This window comes from Agromyces sp. H17E-10, assembly GCF_022919715.1.
GTDB lineage: Bacteria > Actinomycetota > Actinomycetes > Actinomycetales > Microbacteriaceae > Agromyces.
In genome coordinates this window covers 2,019,322-2,034,787 of sequence record NZ_CP095042.1, presented here as the reverse complement: position 1 = coordinate 2,034,787, position 15,466 = coordinate 2,019,322, and the positions used below count along the sequence as shown (strand labels likewise).

Sequence of the window (15,466 nt, the reverse complement as noted above, 5' to 3'; positions counted from 1 at the left end):
GGCGGCGGGTCCGCCGATGCGTGCACGGTCGGCAGAGAACACCGGCTGTGGAGGACGAGTCGGCCGCCGCGGACTCAGCCGGCGAGCACCTGCTCGAGCGCGAACCGGCCCAGCCGCGCGATCGGGCCGGCAGCATCGCCGTCGTCGCGGTCTGCGCCATCGTCGGCGCCATCGCGAGCGGCACCGCCGCCACCCGTCCCGAGCTCGTCGACGACCGCACCGCCCCACACGAGCGCCCACGCCCGGGCGCGTCGCCAGGTCGCCTCGTCGACGCTCCGACGGCGCTCGACCTCGCGGCGGAACGCCGATCGACCGACGGCGTCGAACGTCAGCCAGGCCGTCGCGAGATCGGTGGCGGGGTCGCCGGCGGTGAGGTCGCCGAAGTCGATCACCGCGCGGAGACGGACGTTCGCGGCATCCGCAGCACCACTCGGCCCGGCCGCCTCGACCACGAGGTTGCCCCCGTGCAGGTCGCCGTGCACCCAGAGCGGCGGGCCGGCCCACTCGGGCGTGTCGAGCGCGTCGCGCCAGATCTCGCGCAGCGCGGCCACGTCGAGGCCGAGCCCGCCGAGCCCACCGAGCCCGGCGTCGCGCGACGCGAGCCGGTCGAGCCGCGCCCGCACCACTTCGTCGCGGTCGGCGAGCGGCACCCCGCGGTACGGGTTGCGCGGGGCGCCGGCCGGCGCGGGCACCGCCAGCGCGTCGACGAACGCCGCGAGCGCCGGTGCGAGGCCCGTGCGCTCGCCCGGCGCGATCCCCGCGGCCACGGCACCCGCGAACCACGGCACGATGCTCCACGGCGCGTCGTAGCCGAGCTCGGGCGCCGGGCGCCCCGCCCGTACCGGAGCGGGCACCGCAACCGGGAGCCGCGCGGCGAGCCCTGGCAGCCAGCGCTGTTCGTGCACGACGAGCGGCACCGCGACGGCCCGCCGCGGCAACCGCACCGCGAGGTCGTCGCCGAGTCGGAAGATCGCGTTGTCCCACCCGTTCGCCACGAGCTCGAGCGGGCCGGCGAGGTCGGGATGCTGGCGCTCGACGAGCCGCGCCGCGAGCGTCTCGTCGACGTCGAAGTCGGGCGCCGGAGCATCCGCCATGTTCTTCTCCACCCATTCCTGAAAGGGGCATTCTCCTCCACAATGGAACCCATGAGCGCGGAGCCCGCGGGGGAGGCCGCGCAGCCCTTCCGGGTGTCCTTCGTGTGCACCGGCAACATCTGCCGCTCGCCGATGGCCGAGGTGGTGCTGCGCGCGCAAGCCGAACGCGCCGGACTCGCCTCGCAGATCGCGATCGAATCGGCCGCGACCGGCGACTGGCACGTCGGTGAGCCCGCCGACCAGCGCACGATCGACGCGCTCGCGCGGGCCGGGTACGACGGCACCCACCATCGGGCGCGGCAGTTCGACGCCGGAGACTTCCCGAAGCTCGATCTCGTCGTCGCGTTCGACCGCGGCCAGGCGCGCATCCTGCGCAACTGGGCGGCCGGCCCCGTCGAGGAGCACAAGGTGCGGCTGCTGCTCGAGTTCGGTCCGTCGTCGGCCGACCAGCAGGACGTCCCCGACCCGTATTACTCCGACGATGCGATGTTCGATCGGGTCCTTGAGATGATTGAACGGTCGACCACGGCGCTCTTCCGGCAACTCGCGCCGGCTCTCAGACAAGGAAACCGATGACTTCGCTGCCTCCCCAGCCGCTCAGCCCCCTCGACGGACGCTACCGCTCGGCGGTCGGCGAACTCGGCGAGCACCTGTCGGAGGCGGGCCTGAACCGTGCCCGCGTGCACGTCGAGGTCGAGTGGCTCATCGCCCAGACCGACCGCGGATTCTTCGGCTCGTCGCCGCTGAGCGACCACCAGAAGGCCGCGCTGCGCCAGGTCGTCGCCGACTTCGGCCAGCCCGACATCGACGAGCTCGCCGCGCTCGAGGCGACGACCCGCCACGACGTCAAGGCCGTCGAGTACTACGTGCGCCGCCGGCTCAGCGACCTCGGCCTCGACGCGATCGCCGAGCTCACCCACTTCGCGTGCACGTCGGAGGACATCAACAACCTCTCGTACGCGATCACCGTCCGCGACGCCGTGCAGCAGGTCTGGCTGCCGAAGTACCGCGCGGTCATCGAGACCCTCCGCGCGCTCGCGATCGAGCACCGGGATGCCTCGATGCTGAGCCGCACGCACGGCCAGCCCGCGACCCCCTCGACCATGGGCAAGGAGCTCGCGGTGTTCGTGCACCGCCTCTCGCGCATCGCCGCGCAGGTCGAGGCGACCGAGTACCTCGGCAAGTTCTCGGGCGCGACCGGCACGTTCTCCGCGCACCTCGTCGCCGCACCCGAGGTCGCGTGGCCGACGGTCTCGCAGGAGTTCGTCGAGTCGCTCGGCCTCAGCTGGAACCCGCTCACGACCCAGATCGAGTCGCACGACTGGCAGGCCGAGCTGTACGCCCGCGTGAGCCACGCGAACCGCGTGCTGCACAACCTCGCGACCGACATCTGGACCTACATCTCGCTCGGCTACTTCCGCCAGATCCCGGCCGCGGGTGCGACCGGGTCGTCGACGATGCCGCACAAGGTCAACCCGATCCGCTTCGAGAACGCCGAGGCGAACCTCGAGCTCAGCTCGGCCGTGCTCGACTCGCTCGCCGCGACGCTCGTGACCTCGCGCCTGCAGCGCGACCTCACCGACTCGTCGGCGCAGCGCAACATCGGCGTGGGCTTCGGGCACTCGATGCTCGCGCTCGACAACATCCAGCGCGGCCTCGGCGAGATCGACCTCGACCGCGAGCTGCTGCTCGCCGACCTCGACGGCAACTGGGAGGTGCTCGGCGAGGCCATCCAGACGGTCATCCGCGCCGAGGTCGTCGCCGGGCGTTCGACGATCAGCGACCCGTACGCCCTGCTCAAAGAGCTCACCCGCGGCAAGCGGGTCGGTGCGGCCGACCTCGCCGCGTTCGTCGACGGGCTCGAGATCGGCGACGAGGCCAAGCAGCGCCTGCTCGCGCTGACGCCCGCGACGTACGTCGGCATCGCCGACGAACTCGTCGACCGGCTGGCCTAGCACCCACAGACTCACCCGCTGCGCCACTTCCTCGTGCCCTGCGCCACTCGACGTGGTGCGGACGGAGGCGAAGTGGCGCAGCGGATGGAGTGGAGCGTGCCGCACCGCTGACGACGCTCGCGGACGGCTAGTGCGCGGACGGCCCCTTCGGCTCGTCTCCGGCCGGGGCGTCGCCGTCGCCGAGCTCGGCCTGCTCCGCGGCATCCGGCTTCACCGCCATCTGCAGCAGGGCGAGCACCATGAGCACGACGATGAACGCACCGCCGGCACCGACGAGGGCGATCATCCACTCCCGGGTCACGACGAGCGCGATGACACCCACGAAGATCGCGGCGATCGCGGCGCCGCCGACGTACTCGGCGGGGCGCAGTCGGTCGCTGCGGCTCGGCTTGAACTCTCCCGAGGGCTGGCTCACGACTGCTGCTCCGTTCCTGCCGCGGGCGCGCCGTCGGCGGTCTGGTTCGCGGCCCACTTCAACGAGAGGCCGCCGATCACGAGGAAGACCCCGACGATCACGAGGTAGCCGCCGAGCAGGCCGACCGCGGTGACGGCGTCGGGCGGGAGGAGCAGGAACACGAGCGCGAGCAGGGCGGTGAACGCGCCGACGGCGATCCAGTCGCGCGCGACCGGCGAGCGACCGCGCGTGCGGAGGCCGGCGTAGAGCTCGACGAAGCCGGTCACGGCCGCCCAGACGCTCACGAGATACAGCAGGAAGGGCAGGCCGCCCGGCACGGTGAGCGCGAGCAGGCCGGCGACGACGGTGACGACCGCGATGATCGCGAAGAGCGAGCGGATGCCGCGGCCGTCGAGCAGGCGCAGGCTGAGCGCCCCGACCACGAGGCCGGAGACGACCGCCCAGGCGCCGAACACGATGAGGCCGAAGCCGGCCGAGTGGTTCTGCGAGAAGGTGATGGCGGCGGCGGGGACGATCGCGAGAAGTCCGCGCACGACCGGGACGACCCAGTAGTGGGGGCGCTCCGGGGCTGCATCGCGGGCGGTGGCCACGGCGACCTCTTTCACATCGGAGGGGAGTACCGATCCATCCTACGTGGGCGCGGCTGAGCGCGTGCCCGGGGCGATCGCGAACCCGGCCGCCGCAATAGGCTTGCCGCATGGGCCGGGTCCTCTTCATGTGCGGCCCGGCGGGCTCCGGCAAGTCCACGATCGCCCGGCGGTTCGAGGCCGAAGGCATGGTCCGACTCTCGTTCGACGTCGAGGCATGGCGACGGGGCATCCGCAGCATGCCGCTCGCGCCCGACGTGCACGCCGAGATCGAGACCGAACTGCAGTCCCGGCTTCGGCGCGCGATCGAGCAGGGGCGTGACGTCGTGCTCGACTTCTCGTTCTGGTCGCGTCAGGACCGCGATCGGTACCGGGCGCTCGTGCGAAGCGAGGGAATCGAGCCGGAGACCGTGTACGTGGCGACGCCTCGCGACGTCGTCGTGCGCCGCGTGCTGGCGCGCGGCGCAGAGCACGCCGACGATTTCCCGCTCGACGAGGCGCTGGCAGGCGCGTATTTCGACGCTTTCGAGCCGCCGACCGCCGATGAGGGACCGCTCACGGTCGTCAGCCCCGACGACGACCGGCGGTGAACCCGGCCTGAGACGACGGATGCCTCGTGCCGACGTGCGGCACGAGGCATCCGAGCTTCTTCGGCTACAGCGCCCGCAGGATGTCCTCGACCCGCTGCTTCGCGTCGCCGAAGAGCATCTGCGCGTTGTCCCGGTAGAACAGCGGGTTGGCGACCCCGGCGTAGCCGGCAGACATCGACCGCTTGAAGACGACGACGTTCTTCGCCTCCCAGACCCGCAGCACCGGCATGCCCGCGATGGGGCTGCCCGGGTCCTCCGCGGCCGCCGGGTTGACCGTGTCGTTGGCGCCGATGACGAGCACGACGTCGGTCGCCTGGATGTCGTCGTTGATCTCGTCCATCTCCTCCACGATGTCGTACGGCACCTTCGCCTCGGCGAGCAGCACGTTCATGTGCCCCGGCAGGCGGCCGGCGACGGGGTGGATGCCGAAGCGCACCTCCACGCCGCGCTCGCGCAGCCGGCTCGTGAGCTCGGCGACGGGGTACTGCGCCTGCGCGACGGCCATGCCGTAGCCGGGGGTGATGATCACGGTCTGCGCGTCGCTCAGCAGCGCGGCGACCGCCTCGGCGTCGACCTCGCGGGTCTCGCCCTCGACCTCGCCACTCGACGACGGTGCGGCGATGCCGAAGCCGCCCGCGATGACCGAGATGAACGAGCGGTTCATCGCCTTGCACATGATGTACGAGAGGTAGGCACCCGACGAGCCGACGAGCGCACCGGTGACGATGAGCAGGTCGTTGTTGAGCAGGAAGCCCGCGGCCGCGGCCGCCCAGCCCGAGTAGCTGTTCAGCATCGAGATGACGACCGGCATGTCGCCGCCGCCGATCGAGGCGACGAGATGCCAGCCGAGCGCGAGCGCGAGCAGCGTCACGACGACGAGCAGCCACAGCTCGGGGGTGATGACGTACCAGACGGTGAGCACGACGAACGCGACGAGCGCGCCGAGGTTGAGCGCGTTCTTGCCGGGCAGCATGAGCGGCGCCGACTTCATGCGCGCCGACAGCTTGAGGAACGCCACGATCGAACCCGTGAACGTCACGGCGCCGATGAAGACGCCGATGAACACCTCGGCATGGTGGATGTCGAGCAGCGCTCCCGACATGCCGGTCTCGTCGAGCGCGCCGTTCCAGCCGACGAGCACGGCGGCGAGGCCGACGAAGCTGTGCAGCAGGGCGATGAGCTCGGGCATGCCGGTCATCGCGACGACGCGCGCCCGCCAGAGGCCGATCGCAGCTCCCACGATGACCGCGACGACGAGCAGGATGAGCCCGGTCGTGACGGCCGGCGTGCCCCAGGCGCCGGCGAACGTGACCCACACGGTCGCGACGAGCGCGATCGCCATGCCGGCGATGCCGTAGCCGACACCGGCTCGTGAGGTCTCGTGCTTGCTGAGCCCCGCGAGGCTCATGATGAACAGCAGCGCCGCGACGATGTAGGCGGCTCCGGCGATCGACGCCGGGGTGAGCAGGGAGGTCTCAGGCACGGTCGGCTCCACTCTTGCCCGCGGCGAACATCGCGAGCATGCGTCGGGTCACGGCGAAACCGCCGAAGATGTTGATGCTCGCGAGCAGCACGGCGACGCCCGCGAGGATCTGCACGACGAGCTGGTCGCTCGTGATCTGCACCATCGCGCCGACGACGATGATGCCCGAGATCGCGTTCGTCACGCTCATGAGCGGCGTGTGCAGCGCGTGCGCCACCTTGCCGATGACGTAGAACCCGATGACGACCGCGAGCACGAGCACGGTGAAGTGCTGCGGCAGGGGAGCGGGCGCGATCGCGTTCACGAGGAACAGCGCCGCGATGCCGATCGCGATGAGCCCGGCCTTCTTGGCCGCCGACATGGGTCGCTTCTGCTTGGATGCCGCGGCGGCTTCGGCTGCGGCATCCGGCTTCGGGGATGCCACGGCCGGGGCCGCACTCACCTGCACGGGCGGCGGCGGCCAGGTGACGGCCCCGTCCTTCGCGACGGTCACCGAGCGCTGCACGATGTCGTCGAAGTCGAGGGCGGGCTCGCCGTCCTTGCCGGGGGTGATGAGCTTCAGCAGGTTGACGACGTTGGTGCCGTAGAGCTGCGACGCCTGCGTGGGCAGGCGCGACGCGAGGTCGGTGTAGCCGAGGATGACGACGCCGTTCGGCGTGACGATGCGCTCGCCCGCGACCGAGCCCTCGACGTTGCCGCCCATGCCGGCGGCCATGTCGACGATGACGCTGCCCGACTTCATGCTCGCGACGTCGGCCGCGGTGATGAGCCGCGGCGCGGCGCGGCCCGGAATGAGCGCGGTCGTGATGATGATGTCGACGTCGGCGGCCTGCTCGGAGTAGATCTCCGCCGCCCGGCGGTCGTACGCCTCGCTCGTCGCCTTGGCGTAGCCGTCGGTCGACTGCTCGACCGCGACCTCGACCTTGAGGTACTCGCCGCCGATCGACTTCACCTGGTCGGCGACCTCGGGCCGCGGGTCGGTCGCGCGCACGATGGCGCCGAGGCTGGATGCCGCGCCGATCGCCGCGAGACCGGCGACGCCGGCCCCCGCGACGAGGACCTTCGCCGGTGGCACCTTGCCCGCCGCGGTGACCTGGCCCGTGAAGAAGCGTCCGAACTCGTGCGCCGCCTCGACGACGGCGCGGTACCCGGCGATGTTCGCCATCGAGCTCAGCACGTCCATCGACTGGGCGCGCGAGATGCGCGGCACGGCGTCCATCGCGAGTGCGGTGACGCCCCGGCTCGCCAGGGCCTCGAGGAGCTCGGGCTTGAACGCGGGTGCGAGGAGGCCGACGACCGTCGTGCCGGGCTGCATCGCGGCGACCTCGGCGTCGGTCGGGGCGTTGACCTTGAGCACGACGCCGCTCGCGAGCGCCTCGGCGGCGTCGGCGATGCGTGCGCCGGCGCCGATGTAGGCCTCGTCGGGGAACGCGGAGGCGGCGCCGGCGCCGGCCTCGACGACCACCTCGTAGCCGAGCGAGATCAACTGCTTCACGGTCGCCGGCGTGGCGGCGACGCGGGTCTCGGGCGGTTGTTCGGTGACGACCCCGATGCGCGTCATGCGGTGCTCCTTCTCGTCTTCCTCGTCGAGACGGCCGCCGGATGCGACCGTCTCAGCGCGCATCACCGTCGGACGCGGGACGGGTGGAACCCGCTGCGGCGACGGTGCTGCATGCCGAGCACCCACTGTAGGGCACCAGACTTCCTTAATGCGAAAGTTACGTTCCGCGATACGGAAGCACCAAGGATTCCTTGCCCGACGAAGCGGGGACTCGACCTCAGCGTAGACACGAGAACCGGCATGGACGAAGAGTTTTCACCCGATCCGGATCGAAGGATCTGCAGATCTTTCGCCCGGCGGAACTTCAGGGGTGCCGTGCGGAACATGGGGAGGTTCTCCCGATGCCCCTGCGCCACGCCCGAACCGACCATTGAGTCGTCCGGCACCCGCCGGGCGCACACGAAGGAACGGAATCATGAAGACATTCATCATCGAACGTGAGGTCCCCGGTGCGTCGCTGCTCAGCCACGCGGAACTCAAGGAGATCTCGACGGTGTCGAACGCGGCCGTCGCCTCGCTCGGCGTCGAGTACGAGTGGGTCACGACCTACGTCGCCGGCGACAAGCTGTACTGCATCCACCGCACCGACGACGCCGAGACGGTGCGCGAGCACGCACGGCGCGGCGGTTTCCCCGCGAACCTGGTCGCCGAGGTGGTCGCCGAGTTCGGGCCGCACACGGCGGCCGAGATGGTGGGGTGACGGTCATGGATGCCGCAACCGCACCCACCTCGGTGTTCGCCAGCAGCGCGGCCGGGGCTGAGCATGTCGACGCCCTCGTGGGCCGGCTGCTCGCCCGCCTCGCCGCGGCGGCCACCGCGGTCGGGACGTTCGCCCGGCGCCGCCGAAAGCCCGCGCGGCACGGCGGTGTCTCGCTCACGCACGAGTCGGTCGCGCTCGACCTCGAGAACCGCCGCATCGCGGCCGAGCTGCGAGCGCAGTCGCAGGGCGGGGCTGCCGCGGCCCGGATCCTCTGAGACCCGCGCCGTCGACGGCCGGCCGCATGCCCGAATCCGCCCGCCCGCAACAGCCCCATGACACGTACGCTGCTGTCATGGGGCTGTTCGAGCGCGAGCCCGAGCTCGCGATGCTCCGCCACGAGATGGGCCGCCTCGACGAGGCCGGCCGGGTCGTGACGGTGACCGGCGACGCCGGCGCCGGCAAGACCACGCTCATCCGCGCCGCGACCGGGCCGGCCGGCACCGATGCCGCCCGGCGGCCCCGGCTGCTCCGCGGCCTCTGCGATCCGCTCGCCACGCCACGGCCGCTCGGTCCGATCGGCGATGCGCTCGGCGAGCTCGACGGCCGGCACGCAGGCGCCGAGGCCGGGGTCGTCGCGCGTCGCGAGCCCGAGGCATCCCCCATCACCGGCGAAGCCGGTTTCGTCGCGGCGGTCGCCGCCCGTCCGACCGTGCTCGTCATCGAGGACGCGCAGTGGATCGACGCCGCGTCGGTCGAGATGCTGCGATACCTCGTGCGACGCATCGACGCGCTGCCGGTGCTGCTCGTCATCAGCTTCCGCGACACGGTCGTCGGCGTCGGGCATCCGCTGCAGCCGCTGCTCGGCGACATCGCCCGGCTCGACACGGCCTCGTCGATCGCACTGCAGCCGCTGTCGGTCGCCGCGGTCGCCGCCGTGCTCGACGGCACCGACGTCGACCCCGGCGTCGCCCACGCGGTCACGGGCGGCAATCCGTTCTACGTCGGCGAGATCGCGCGGCATCCCGACCAGCGACTGCCGTCGACGATCCGCGATGCGGTGCTCGCGAGCGCGTCGGGCCTCGACGACCCCGACCTCGAGACGCTGCAGCTCATCGCGACCGCCCCCGACGCGCTCGACGACCGGCTGCTGCCGGTGCTCGGCATCGACCTGCCCCGACTGCGGCGGCTCGAGGCGACGGGCCTCATCGTGCGCGCCCGACGCGGCATCGCCTTCCGGCACGAGCTCGCCCGGCGTGCGGTGCTCGACTCGGTCGGTCCCGGCGGCGGGAGCCTGCTGCACCGGCGGCTGCTCGACGCGCTCGAGTCGCTCGATTCGACCGACTACGCCGTGCTCACCCACCACGCCGAGGCCGCGGGCGACGACGAACGCACCCGGCGATACGCCGCCCTCGCCGCCGACGTCGCGACCCGCACCGGCTCGCACACCGAGGCCGTCGCGTTCCTCGAGCTCGCGCTGGCCCACGTCGGCGATGCGGGTCGGGAGGCGACGCGCTCGTCGACCGGCGGTGCGCGCGACCCGCGCGACGACCGCGACCTCGACGGGCTGCGCCGGCGCGCCGAGATGCTCGAGCTGCTGAGCACCGAGCAGTACATGGTGTCGCGCCTGCCAGAGTCGATCGACTCGATCGACGAGGCGCTGCGGCTGCGCGAGCGGCTCGGCGACCGCGACGGCGCCGCGGCTGCCCACGACCGTCGCGCCGTCGTCGAGTACTACTCGGCCCGGAGACGGGCGGCCGAGCACCACGCCGAGCTCGCCGTCGCCGAAGCCGACGGCGCGGCGAACGGATCCTCGGCGCGGGCGACGCTCGCGTACCTCGCGTACCGGCGGCACGACCTGGTCGCCGCCCGGGCGATCCTGCTCGAAGCGGCGCACGAGGGCGACGTTCGCGACGACACGCCTCACGACCACACGCCCCATGACCACGCGGCCCGCGACGGTGCACGCGGACCCGGCGGCAGCCAGGACGGCCCCGACGGCGACCCGGCAGCGATCCGCTTCGCGATCACCGAGGCCGCCGCAGACCTCGTCGAAGGTGAACCCTCGGGTCGACCGCGGCTGCTTCTGCGCGCCGCGCAGGCGCTCGACCGGTCGCTCGACGAGGTGGGCACGACGGCGTTCTCGAACCTCGCCGCGATCGACATCGAACACCGCCGCTTCCGCGAGGCCGAGGACGTGCTGGCGCGGTCGATCCCGCTCACGATCGAGCGCGACATCCCGATCTGCTACCAGTGGCAGACGGGCATGCGGGCCCGCCTGCACCTGCTGCGCGGCCACTGGGCGGCGTCGGCCGAGGATGCCGCGACCATCCTCGATGCCGGCAGCGCACCGCTCGCCTCAGTGTGGCCGAACCTCGTGCTCGCCCTCGTCGCACTGCGCACGGGCGGCGACGACGCGACGGTCGGCGAGCATCTCGATGCGGCATGGGCGCTCGCGCTCGAGCTGGGGGAGTCGCTCATGATCCTCGGCACGCTCGCGGCGATCGCCGAACGCACCTGGATGAGCGACGTCGACGACGAGCGGCTCGCCGAGTCGGCGGCGCGGCTCGACGACGCGGCGGCGCTGCCCGGCATGGAATGGGCGATCGGCGAACTCGCGGTCTGGCTCGCTCGGACCGGCCGACCGGTCGACGCGGCCGTCTTCCCGCGCATCGCCGAGCCGCACCGACTCGAACTCGCGCGACGGCACGACGCGGCCGCGCAGGCCTGGCTGGCGCTCGGCTCGCCCTTCGAGGCATCCCTCTCGCACCTGCACGGCGATGACCCCGACGCGGCGATCGCGGCGCTCGTGCGCCTCGAGGAGATGGGACTGGATGCCTCGGCAGCCCGCGCACGCCTCCTGCTCGCCGATCGCGGCGTCGAGGGAGTGCCCGCGCAGCGGCGAGCCAGCACGCGGTCGAACCCGTCGGGGCTCACGAACCGGCAGCTCGACGTCGCCCGTCTCGTCGCGAAGGGGCTCACGAACGCCGAGCTCGCGACGACCCTCTACATCTCGCCGAAGACGGCCGACCACCACGTCTCGGCGATCCTCGCGAAGCTCGGGCTGTCGAACCGGCGCGAGATCGGGCGTCGCGCCGCCGAGTTCGGCATCGACTGACGCCGGCTCGTCCGATCATCGATCAGCGCGTTCTAGTATCGGACGCATGGCGGCAGACTCCACGGCGAACCAGGCGGGCTCGCAGACCCTCAGCCGAGGCATCCGCATTCTCGAGATCCTCGCCGACGCCGATCGCGCCCTCTCGATCGACGAGGTCGCGACCGAGCTCGGGGTGCACCGTTCGGTCGCGTACCGGCTGCTGCGCACCCTCGAGCACCATGGACTCGCCTCGCGCGATGCCGCAGGGCGCATCGTGCTCGGCGCGGGGCTCGCGGCCCTCGCGGCCGGCGTGCAGCGCGACCTGCAGCAGCTCGCGCTGCCCGAGCTCGCCGAGGTCGCCGAAGAACTCGGCATGACCTGCCTGCTCGCGGTGCTGCTCGACGGCGACGAGGCGGTGACGCTCGTGAGCGCCTCGCCGCGTCGCACCGCGGCCGTGTCGTACCGGCCGGGGCACCGGCATCCCATCACCCGGGGCGGGCCCGGCAAGGCCATCCTCATGGGCTTGCCCGAGTCGCGGTGGCCCGCCGCGGTGCCCGACGAGCTGCGCGCCGAGATCACCGAGAGCCGCGAGCGCGGTTACACCGTGAGCCACGACGAGGTCGTGGCGTCGCTGCGCTCGGTCGCCGTGCCGCTCACGCTGCCCGGTCAGCCGCCGGCCGCGATCGCGGTGATCCACGTGTCGTTCCCGCGGCCCGAGGCCGAGCTCGCCGACCGGCTGCTGGTCGCCGCGGCGAACCTGCGCCGCGCCTCGGGCGCCTGACGCTCGCCGCAGGCTCGCCCGTGCCGGCGAGAGCGCACTCGTCGCCCTTCTTCGGGCGCCCGCTGCACTTTCGATGCGTCGACTCGAGCGGTCCGGGCGCCCCAGATGCACCGAGAGTGCAGTCCTCGCCCGGTCAGGGGCGACGACTGCACTCTCGCGTGAGGCGTACGAGCGCTGAGCCTCAGCGCTCGAGCATCTGCCCCGCGAAGAACTCGCCGAGCTCGACCGTCGCCGTGAGCGGCAGCACGTGCGCGACGTACCCGTCGGGACGTACGACGACGACCGCGCCGTCGCGCGAGATGCCGCGCTCGTCGAAGATGTCGGTGCGGCACCAGTAGCTCGGGCCGGCGGCGAACACCTTCTCCCAGTCCATGAGGCCGAGCGGTCCGGTCTTCGGCCGGAACACCTCGGGCGCTCGTGTGATGTCGACGCCCTCATGCGGCTGCTGGTAGATCACCTTGACGTCGAAGACCGCGTCCACGTCGGCGCCGGCCGGCGTGAACCTCGCGATGGGCGACTCGGGCGACGACGCCCAGTCGGCCCACGAGGTGAGCGCGGATGCCTCGCCCGCGGCGGGCGCGTCGGCGAACGCGTAGATGCGCCAGCGGCCGTCGGCCTTCGCGTGGTGGCCGAGGTGCACGACGTTGCCGTCGCACACGAACGACACCTCGGAGGACTTGAACCGCTTGCCGATCGGGAACCCGGTCGCGAGCTCCTGGTGCTCCGGCGATCCGGTGACCATCGACGGCGCGTACTGCGTCATGAAGCCAGACGGGAACTCGGCGGTGCCGAGGTAGAACGTCGCGAGCTCCTGCGGGTCGCTGATCTCCTCGGGCTTGCGCGCCATGAGCGACGACCACTCGCGGTCGAAGTCGATGAGCTGCTGCGCGACGGGCTGCCGCTCGGCCGAGTAGGTCGACAGCAGCGACGCGGGCGCCTGCCCGGTGACGACCGAGCCGAGCTTCCAGCCGAGGTTGAAGCCGTCCTGCATGGAGACGTTCATGCCCTGGCCGGCCTTCGCGCTGTGGGTGTGGCAGGCGTCGCCCGTCAGGAAGACGCGGGGAGCGGCATCCGCGTCGTCGGAACGGTCGTCGAAGTGGTCGGTCACCCGGTGGCCGACCTCGTAGACACTGAACCAGGCGACCTCGCGAACGTCGAGCGTGTACGGGTGCAGGATGTCGTTGGCCTTCGCGATGATGGCCTCGATGGGCGTCTTGCGCACCTCGTGGTCGTCGTCCTCGGCCACCGCGCCCAGGTCGATGTACATGCGGCTGAGGTACCCGCCCTCGCGCGGGATGTGCAGGATGTTGCCCGCCTCCGAGTTGATCGCGCACTTCGTGCGCCAGTCGGGGAAGTCGGTGTTCACGACGACGTCCATGACGCCCCACGCGTGCGCCGAGATGCCGCCGATGTGCTTGCGGCCGATCGCCTCGCGCACGCCGCTGCGCGCGCCGTCGCAGCCGGCGACGTACTTGGCGCGCACCGTGCGCTCCTCGCCCGCGCGCTCACCCGCGGTGTAGCGCACGCGAATCTCGACGGGGTGGTCGCCCGCCTCGGGCGACCCGTCCTCGTGCACGGTGAGCCCGACGAACTCGATGCCGTAGTCGGGCACGATGCGTCCGGGGCCGTGGGCGGCCGCCTCGGCGAAGTAGTCGAGCACGCGCGCCTGGTTCACGATGAGATGCGGGAACTCGCTGATCTTGTACCCGTAGTCCTCGGTGCGCGAGGTTCGGATGATGTTCTGCGGGTCGGCGGGGTCGGGGCCCCAGAAGTTCATGTAGCCGATGTTGTACGCCTCGGCGATGATGCGCTCGGCGAAGCCGAACAGCTGGAATGTCTCGACGCTGCGCGGCTGGATGCCGTCGGCCTGCCCGAGCAAGAGGCGCCCGTCGCGCTTCTCGATGATGCGGGTGACGACGTCGGGATACTGCGAGAGCTGCGCCGAGAGCAGCATGCCCGCGGGGCCCGAGCCGACGATGAGCACGTCCATCTCGTCGGGCAGCTCCTCGGGCCGGTCGATGCCGACGCCGGCGGCGGGCAGCACCCGCGGGTCGCCGGACACGTAGCCGTGGTGGTGGAACTGCACGGTGGGACTCCTCACGTCGTCGTGACGAGGCATCCGTCTTCAGGTCATGGATGCCTCGTGGTATTCGATAATCGAACGTGCTATTCGTTTATCGCGCGAGTACATGGTAGGCCGACCGATCGTGCGGCACAAGCCGGGCGAGATCGGAGCGAGATCGAGGGTCGATCGGGTCAAGACCGAATCTCTGCGGTCGGCTGCTCGCCGACGAACGGTCGCATTCGCGGCCACCAGCACCGCACCGCTCTGCGGTAGCCCGCGAACTCATCGCCGAAGCGCGCTTCGAGGTCGCCCTCCTCGAGCGGCCGCACCGCGAGGTTCCAGTAGAACGCTCCGACGATCGCGTAGGCGACGACGAGCCACGACGAGAGCAGGAGCCCGACGCTCGCCGCCTGCAGGACACCGCTCAGGGCCATCGGGTTGCGCACGTACCGGTAGGGCCCCGCGATCACGAGCCGGTTGGCCATCGCCGACGGCAGCGGCGTGCCTTCGCCCTTCGTCGACATCGCGACGGCCGACCAGATGCCGAGGGCGCTCGCGACGGCCAGCACGACGACGCCGATCGCGGTCGCGGCGGCGGCCTCGGCCGGGGTAAGCGCCAAGCCGAGTGCCCAGCGCCGCTCGAAGAACGCGATCACGACCGGGATCACCACCAGGAACAGACCCCAGAATACGGTGAGCTGCACGAAGGTGGCCACGACATGCGCACGCGTGCTGCGGGTCGCGTCGGCCGCTCGGAACCCGAGTGGGCCGACGAGCGCCCACTCGGTCGGCACCCGACCGAAGACGACGAGGCACAGCGCGATCAACGAGCCCGTGCTCGCAGCGATCATCGCGAGCACTCCCCAGCCCGCCTCCGTCGTCATCGTCGCGAAGACCGACAGGCCGAGGGTGACGATGAGCGTCCAGCCGGTCGCGATGACGGCGGCGATCCGCGAGCCGAAGGCGGCGACCGCGGACGCCCCGACGAAGAGCGGCAGATCGAGCAGCGCCATCAGCGGCACGTCGAGGCTGCCGAGCGTCGCGAAGCGCAGCTCCGGCGAAACGGCGACCCCGATCCACCAGAGCGCACCCGCGATCGCCTGAGCCGCGAAATAGCATCGCCCCCACCGCATGATCGTCC

At 71.8% G+C, this 15,466-nt stretch carries 14 protein-coding genes; 7 read left to right on the top strand and 7 right to left on the bottom strand.

The window, feature by feature from the left end:
- Nucleotides 1-74: 74 nt before the first annotated feature.
- Nucleotides 75-1,094: an aminoglycoside phosphotransferase family protein gene (locus tag MUN74_RS09120; RefSeq protein ID WP_244856156.1), complete on the bottom strand. Its 1,020-nt coding sequence runs from the start codon at nucleotides 1,092-1,094 to the stop codon at nucleotides 75-77.
- A gap of 51 nt (nucleotides 1,095-1,145) precedes the next feature.
- Here MUN74_RS09120 and MUN74_RS09115 point away from each other — a divergent pair, with 51 nt between their 5' ends.
- Together MUN74_RS09115 and purB are read left to right on the top strand one after the other, a co-directional pair.
- On the top strand, nucleotides 1,146-1,670 hold the full coding sequence (locus tag MUN74_RS09115; RefSeq protein WP_244856406.1) for a low molecular weight protein-tyrosine-phosphatase: 525 nt from the start codon (nucleotides 1,146-1,148) through the stop codon (nucleotides 1,668-1,670).
- On the top strand, nucleotides 1,667-3,049 hold the full coding sequence (gene purB / locus MUN74_RS09110) for an adenylosuccinate lyase (protein WP_244856155.1): 1,383 nt from the start codon (nucleotides 1,667-1,669) through the stop codon (nucleotides 3,047-3,049). The genes MUN74_RS09115 and purB overlap by 4 nt, the downstream gene beginning before the upstream one ends.
- Nucleotides 3,050-3,176: 127 nt before the next feature.
- Here the strand turns inward: purB and MUN74_RS09105 are convergent, their stop codons facing one another.
- Nucleotides 3,177-3,464 (bottom strand): hypothetical protein, encoded by a 288-nt coding sequence (locus tag MUN74_RS09105; RefSeq protein ID WP_244856154.1) that lies wholly within the window; start codon nucleotides 3,462-3,464, stop codon nucleotides 3,177-3,179.
- Nucleotides 3,461-4,054 carry a hypothetical protein gene (locus MUN74_RS09100; RefSeq protein ID WP_244856153.1) on the bottom strand — a complete coding sequence of 198 codons (594 nt, stop codon included), beginning with the start codon at nucleotides 4,052-4,054 and terminating at the stop codon, nucleotides 3,461-3,463. Before MUN74_RS09100 ends, MUN74_RS09105 begins: the two co-directional genes overlap by 4 nt.
- 107 nt (nucleotides 4,055-4,161) lie before the next feature.
- Here MUN74_RS09100 and MUN74_RS09095 point away from each other — a divergent pair, with 107 nt between their 5' ends.
- Nucleotides 4,162-4,641: a P-loop nucleotide/nucleoside kinase family protein gene (locus MUN74_RS09095; RefSeq protein WP_244856152.1), complete on the top strand. Its 480-nt coding sequence runs from the start codon at nucleotides 4,162-4,164 to the stop codon at nucleotides 4,639-4,641.
- Between the two features lie 64 nt (nucleotides 4,642-4,705).
- Here the strand turns inward: MUN74_RS09095 and pntB are convergent, their stop codons facing one another.
- Nucleotides 4,706-6,049 (bottom strand): Re/Si-specific NAD(P)(+) transhydrogenase subunit beta, encoded by a 1,344-nt coding sequence (pntB, locus tag MUN74_RS09090; RefSeq protein WP_244856405.1) that lies wholly within the window; start codon nucleotides 6,047-6,049, stop codon nucleotides 4,706-4,708.
- Nucleotides 6,050-6,116: 67 nt separating this feature from the next.
- Nucleotides 6,117-7,685 carry a Re/Si-specific NAD(P)(+) transhydrogenase subunit alpha gene (locus MUN74_RS09085; RefSeq protein ID WP_244856151.1) on the bottom strand — a complete coding sequence of 523 codons (1,569 nt, stop codon included), beginning with the start codon at nucleotides 7,683-7,685 and terminating at the stop codon, nucleotides 6,117-6,119.
- A gap of 415 nt (nucleotides 7,686-8,100) precedes the next feature.
- Between MUN74_RS09085 and MUN74_RS09080 the strand changes: the two genes are divergently transcribed.
- The 4 genes from MUN74_RS09080 to MUN74_RS09065 all read left to right on the top strand — a co-directional run bounded on the left by MUN74_RS09080 (nucleotide 8,101) and on the right by MUN74_RS09065 (nucleotide 12,260).
- Entirely contained in the window at nucleotides 8,101-8,385 is a 285-nt protein-coding gene (locus MUN74_RS09080; protein WP_244856150.1) for a DUF4242 domain-containing protein, read from the top strand.
- Between the two features lie 5 nt (nucleotides 8,386-8,390).
- The gene (locus MUN74_RS09075; RefSeq protein ID WP_244856149.1) at nucleotides 8,391-8,660 is read left to right on the top strand and encodes a hypothetical protein; all 270 of its coding nucleotides are present in this window, start codon (nucleotides 8,391-8,393) and stop codon (nucleotides 8,658-8,660) included.
- 77 nt (nucleotides 8,661-8,737) lie between these two features.
- A complete protein-coding gene (locus tag MUN74_RS09070) occupies nucleotides 8,738-11,500 on the top strand; it encodes a helix-turn-helix transcriptional regulator (protein WP_244856148.1) in 2,763 nt (920 codons plus the stop codon).
- Nucleotides 11,501-11,546: 46 nt separating this feature from the next.
- Nucleotides 11,547-12,260, top strand: a complete 714-nt coding sequence (locus MUN74_RS09065) for an IclR family transcriptional regulator (protein WP_244856147.1) — start codon at nucleotides 11,547-11,549, stop codon at nucleotides 12,258-12,260.
- Nucleotides 12,261-12,441: 181 nt separating this feature from the next.
- Here MUN74_RS09065 and MUN74_RS09060 read toward each other — a convergent pair whose 3' ends face one another.
- Both MUN74_RS09060 and MUN74_RS09055 read right to left on the bottom strand, forming a co-directional pair.
- On the bottom strand, nucleotides 12,442-14,346 hold the full coding sequence (locus MUN74_RS09060) for an FAD-dependent monooxygenase (protein WP_244856146.1): 1,905 nt from the start codon (nucleotides 14,344-14,346) through the stop codon (nucleotides 12,442-12,444).
- 170 nt (nucleotides 14,347-14,516) lie between these two features.
- Complete coding sequence (locus MUN74_RS09055; RefSeq protein ID WP_244856145.1) at nucleotides 14,517-15,458, bottom strand: methyltransferase family protein; 942 nt, start codon at nucleotides 15,456-15,458, stop codon at nucleotides 14,517-14,519.
- Nucleotides 15,459-15,466 lie beyond the last annotated feature (8 nt).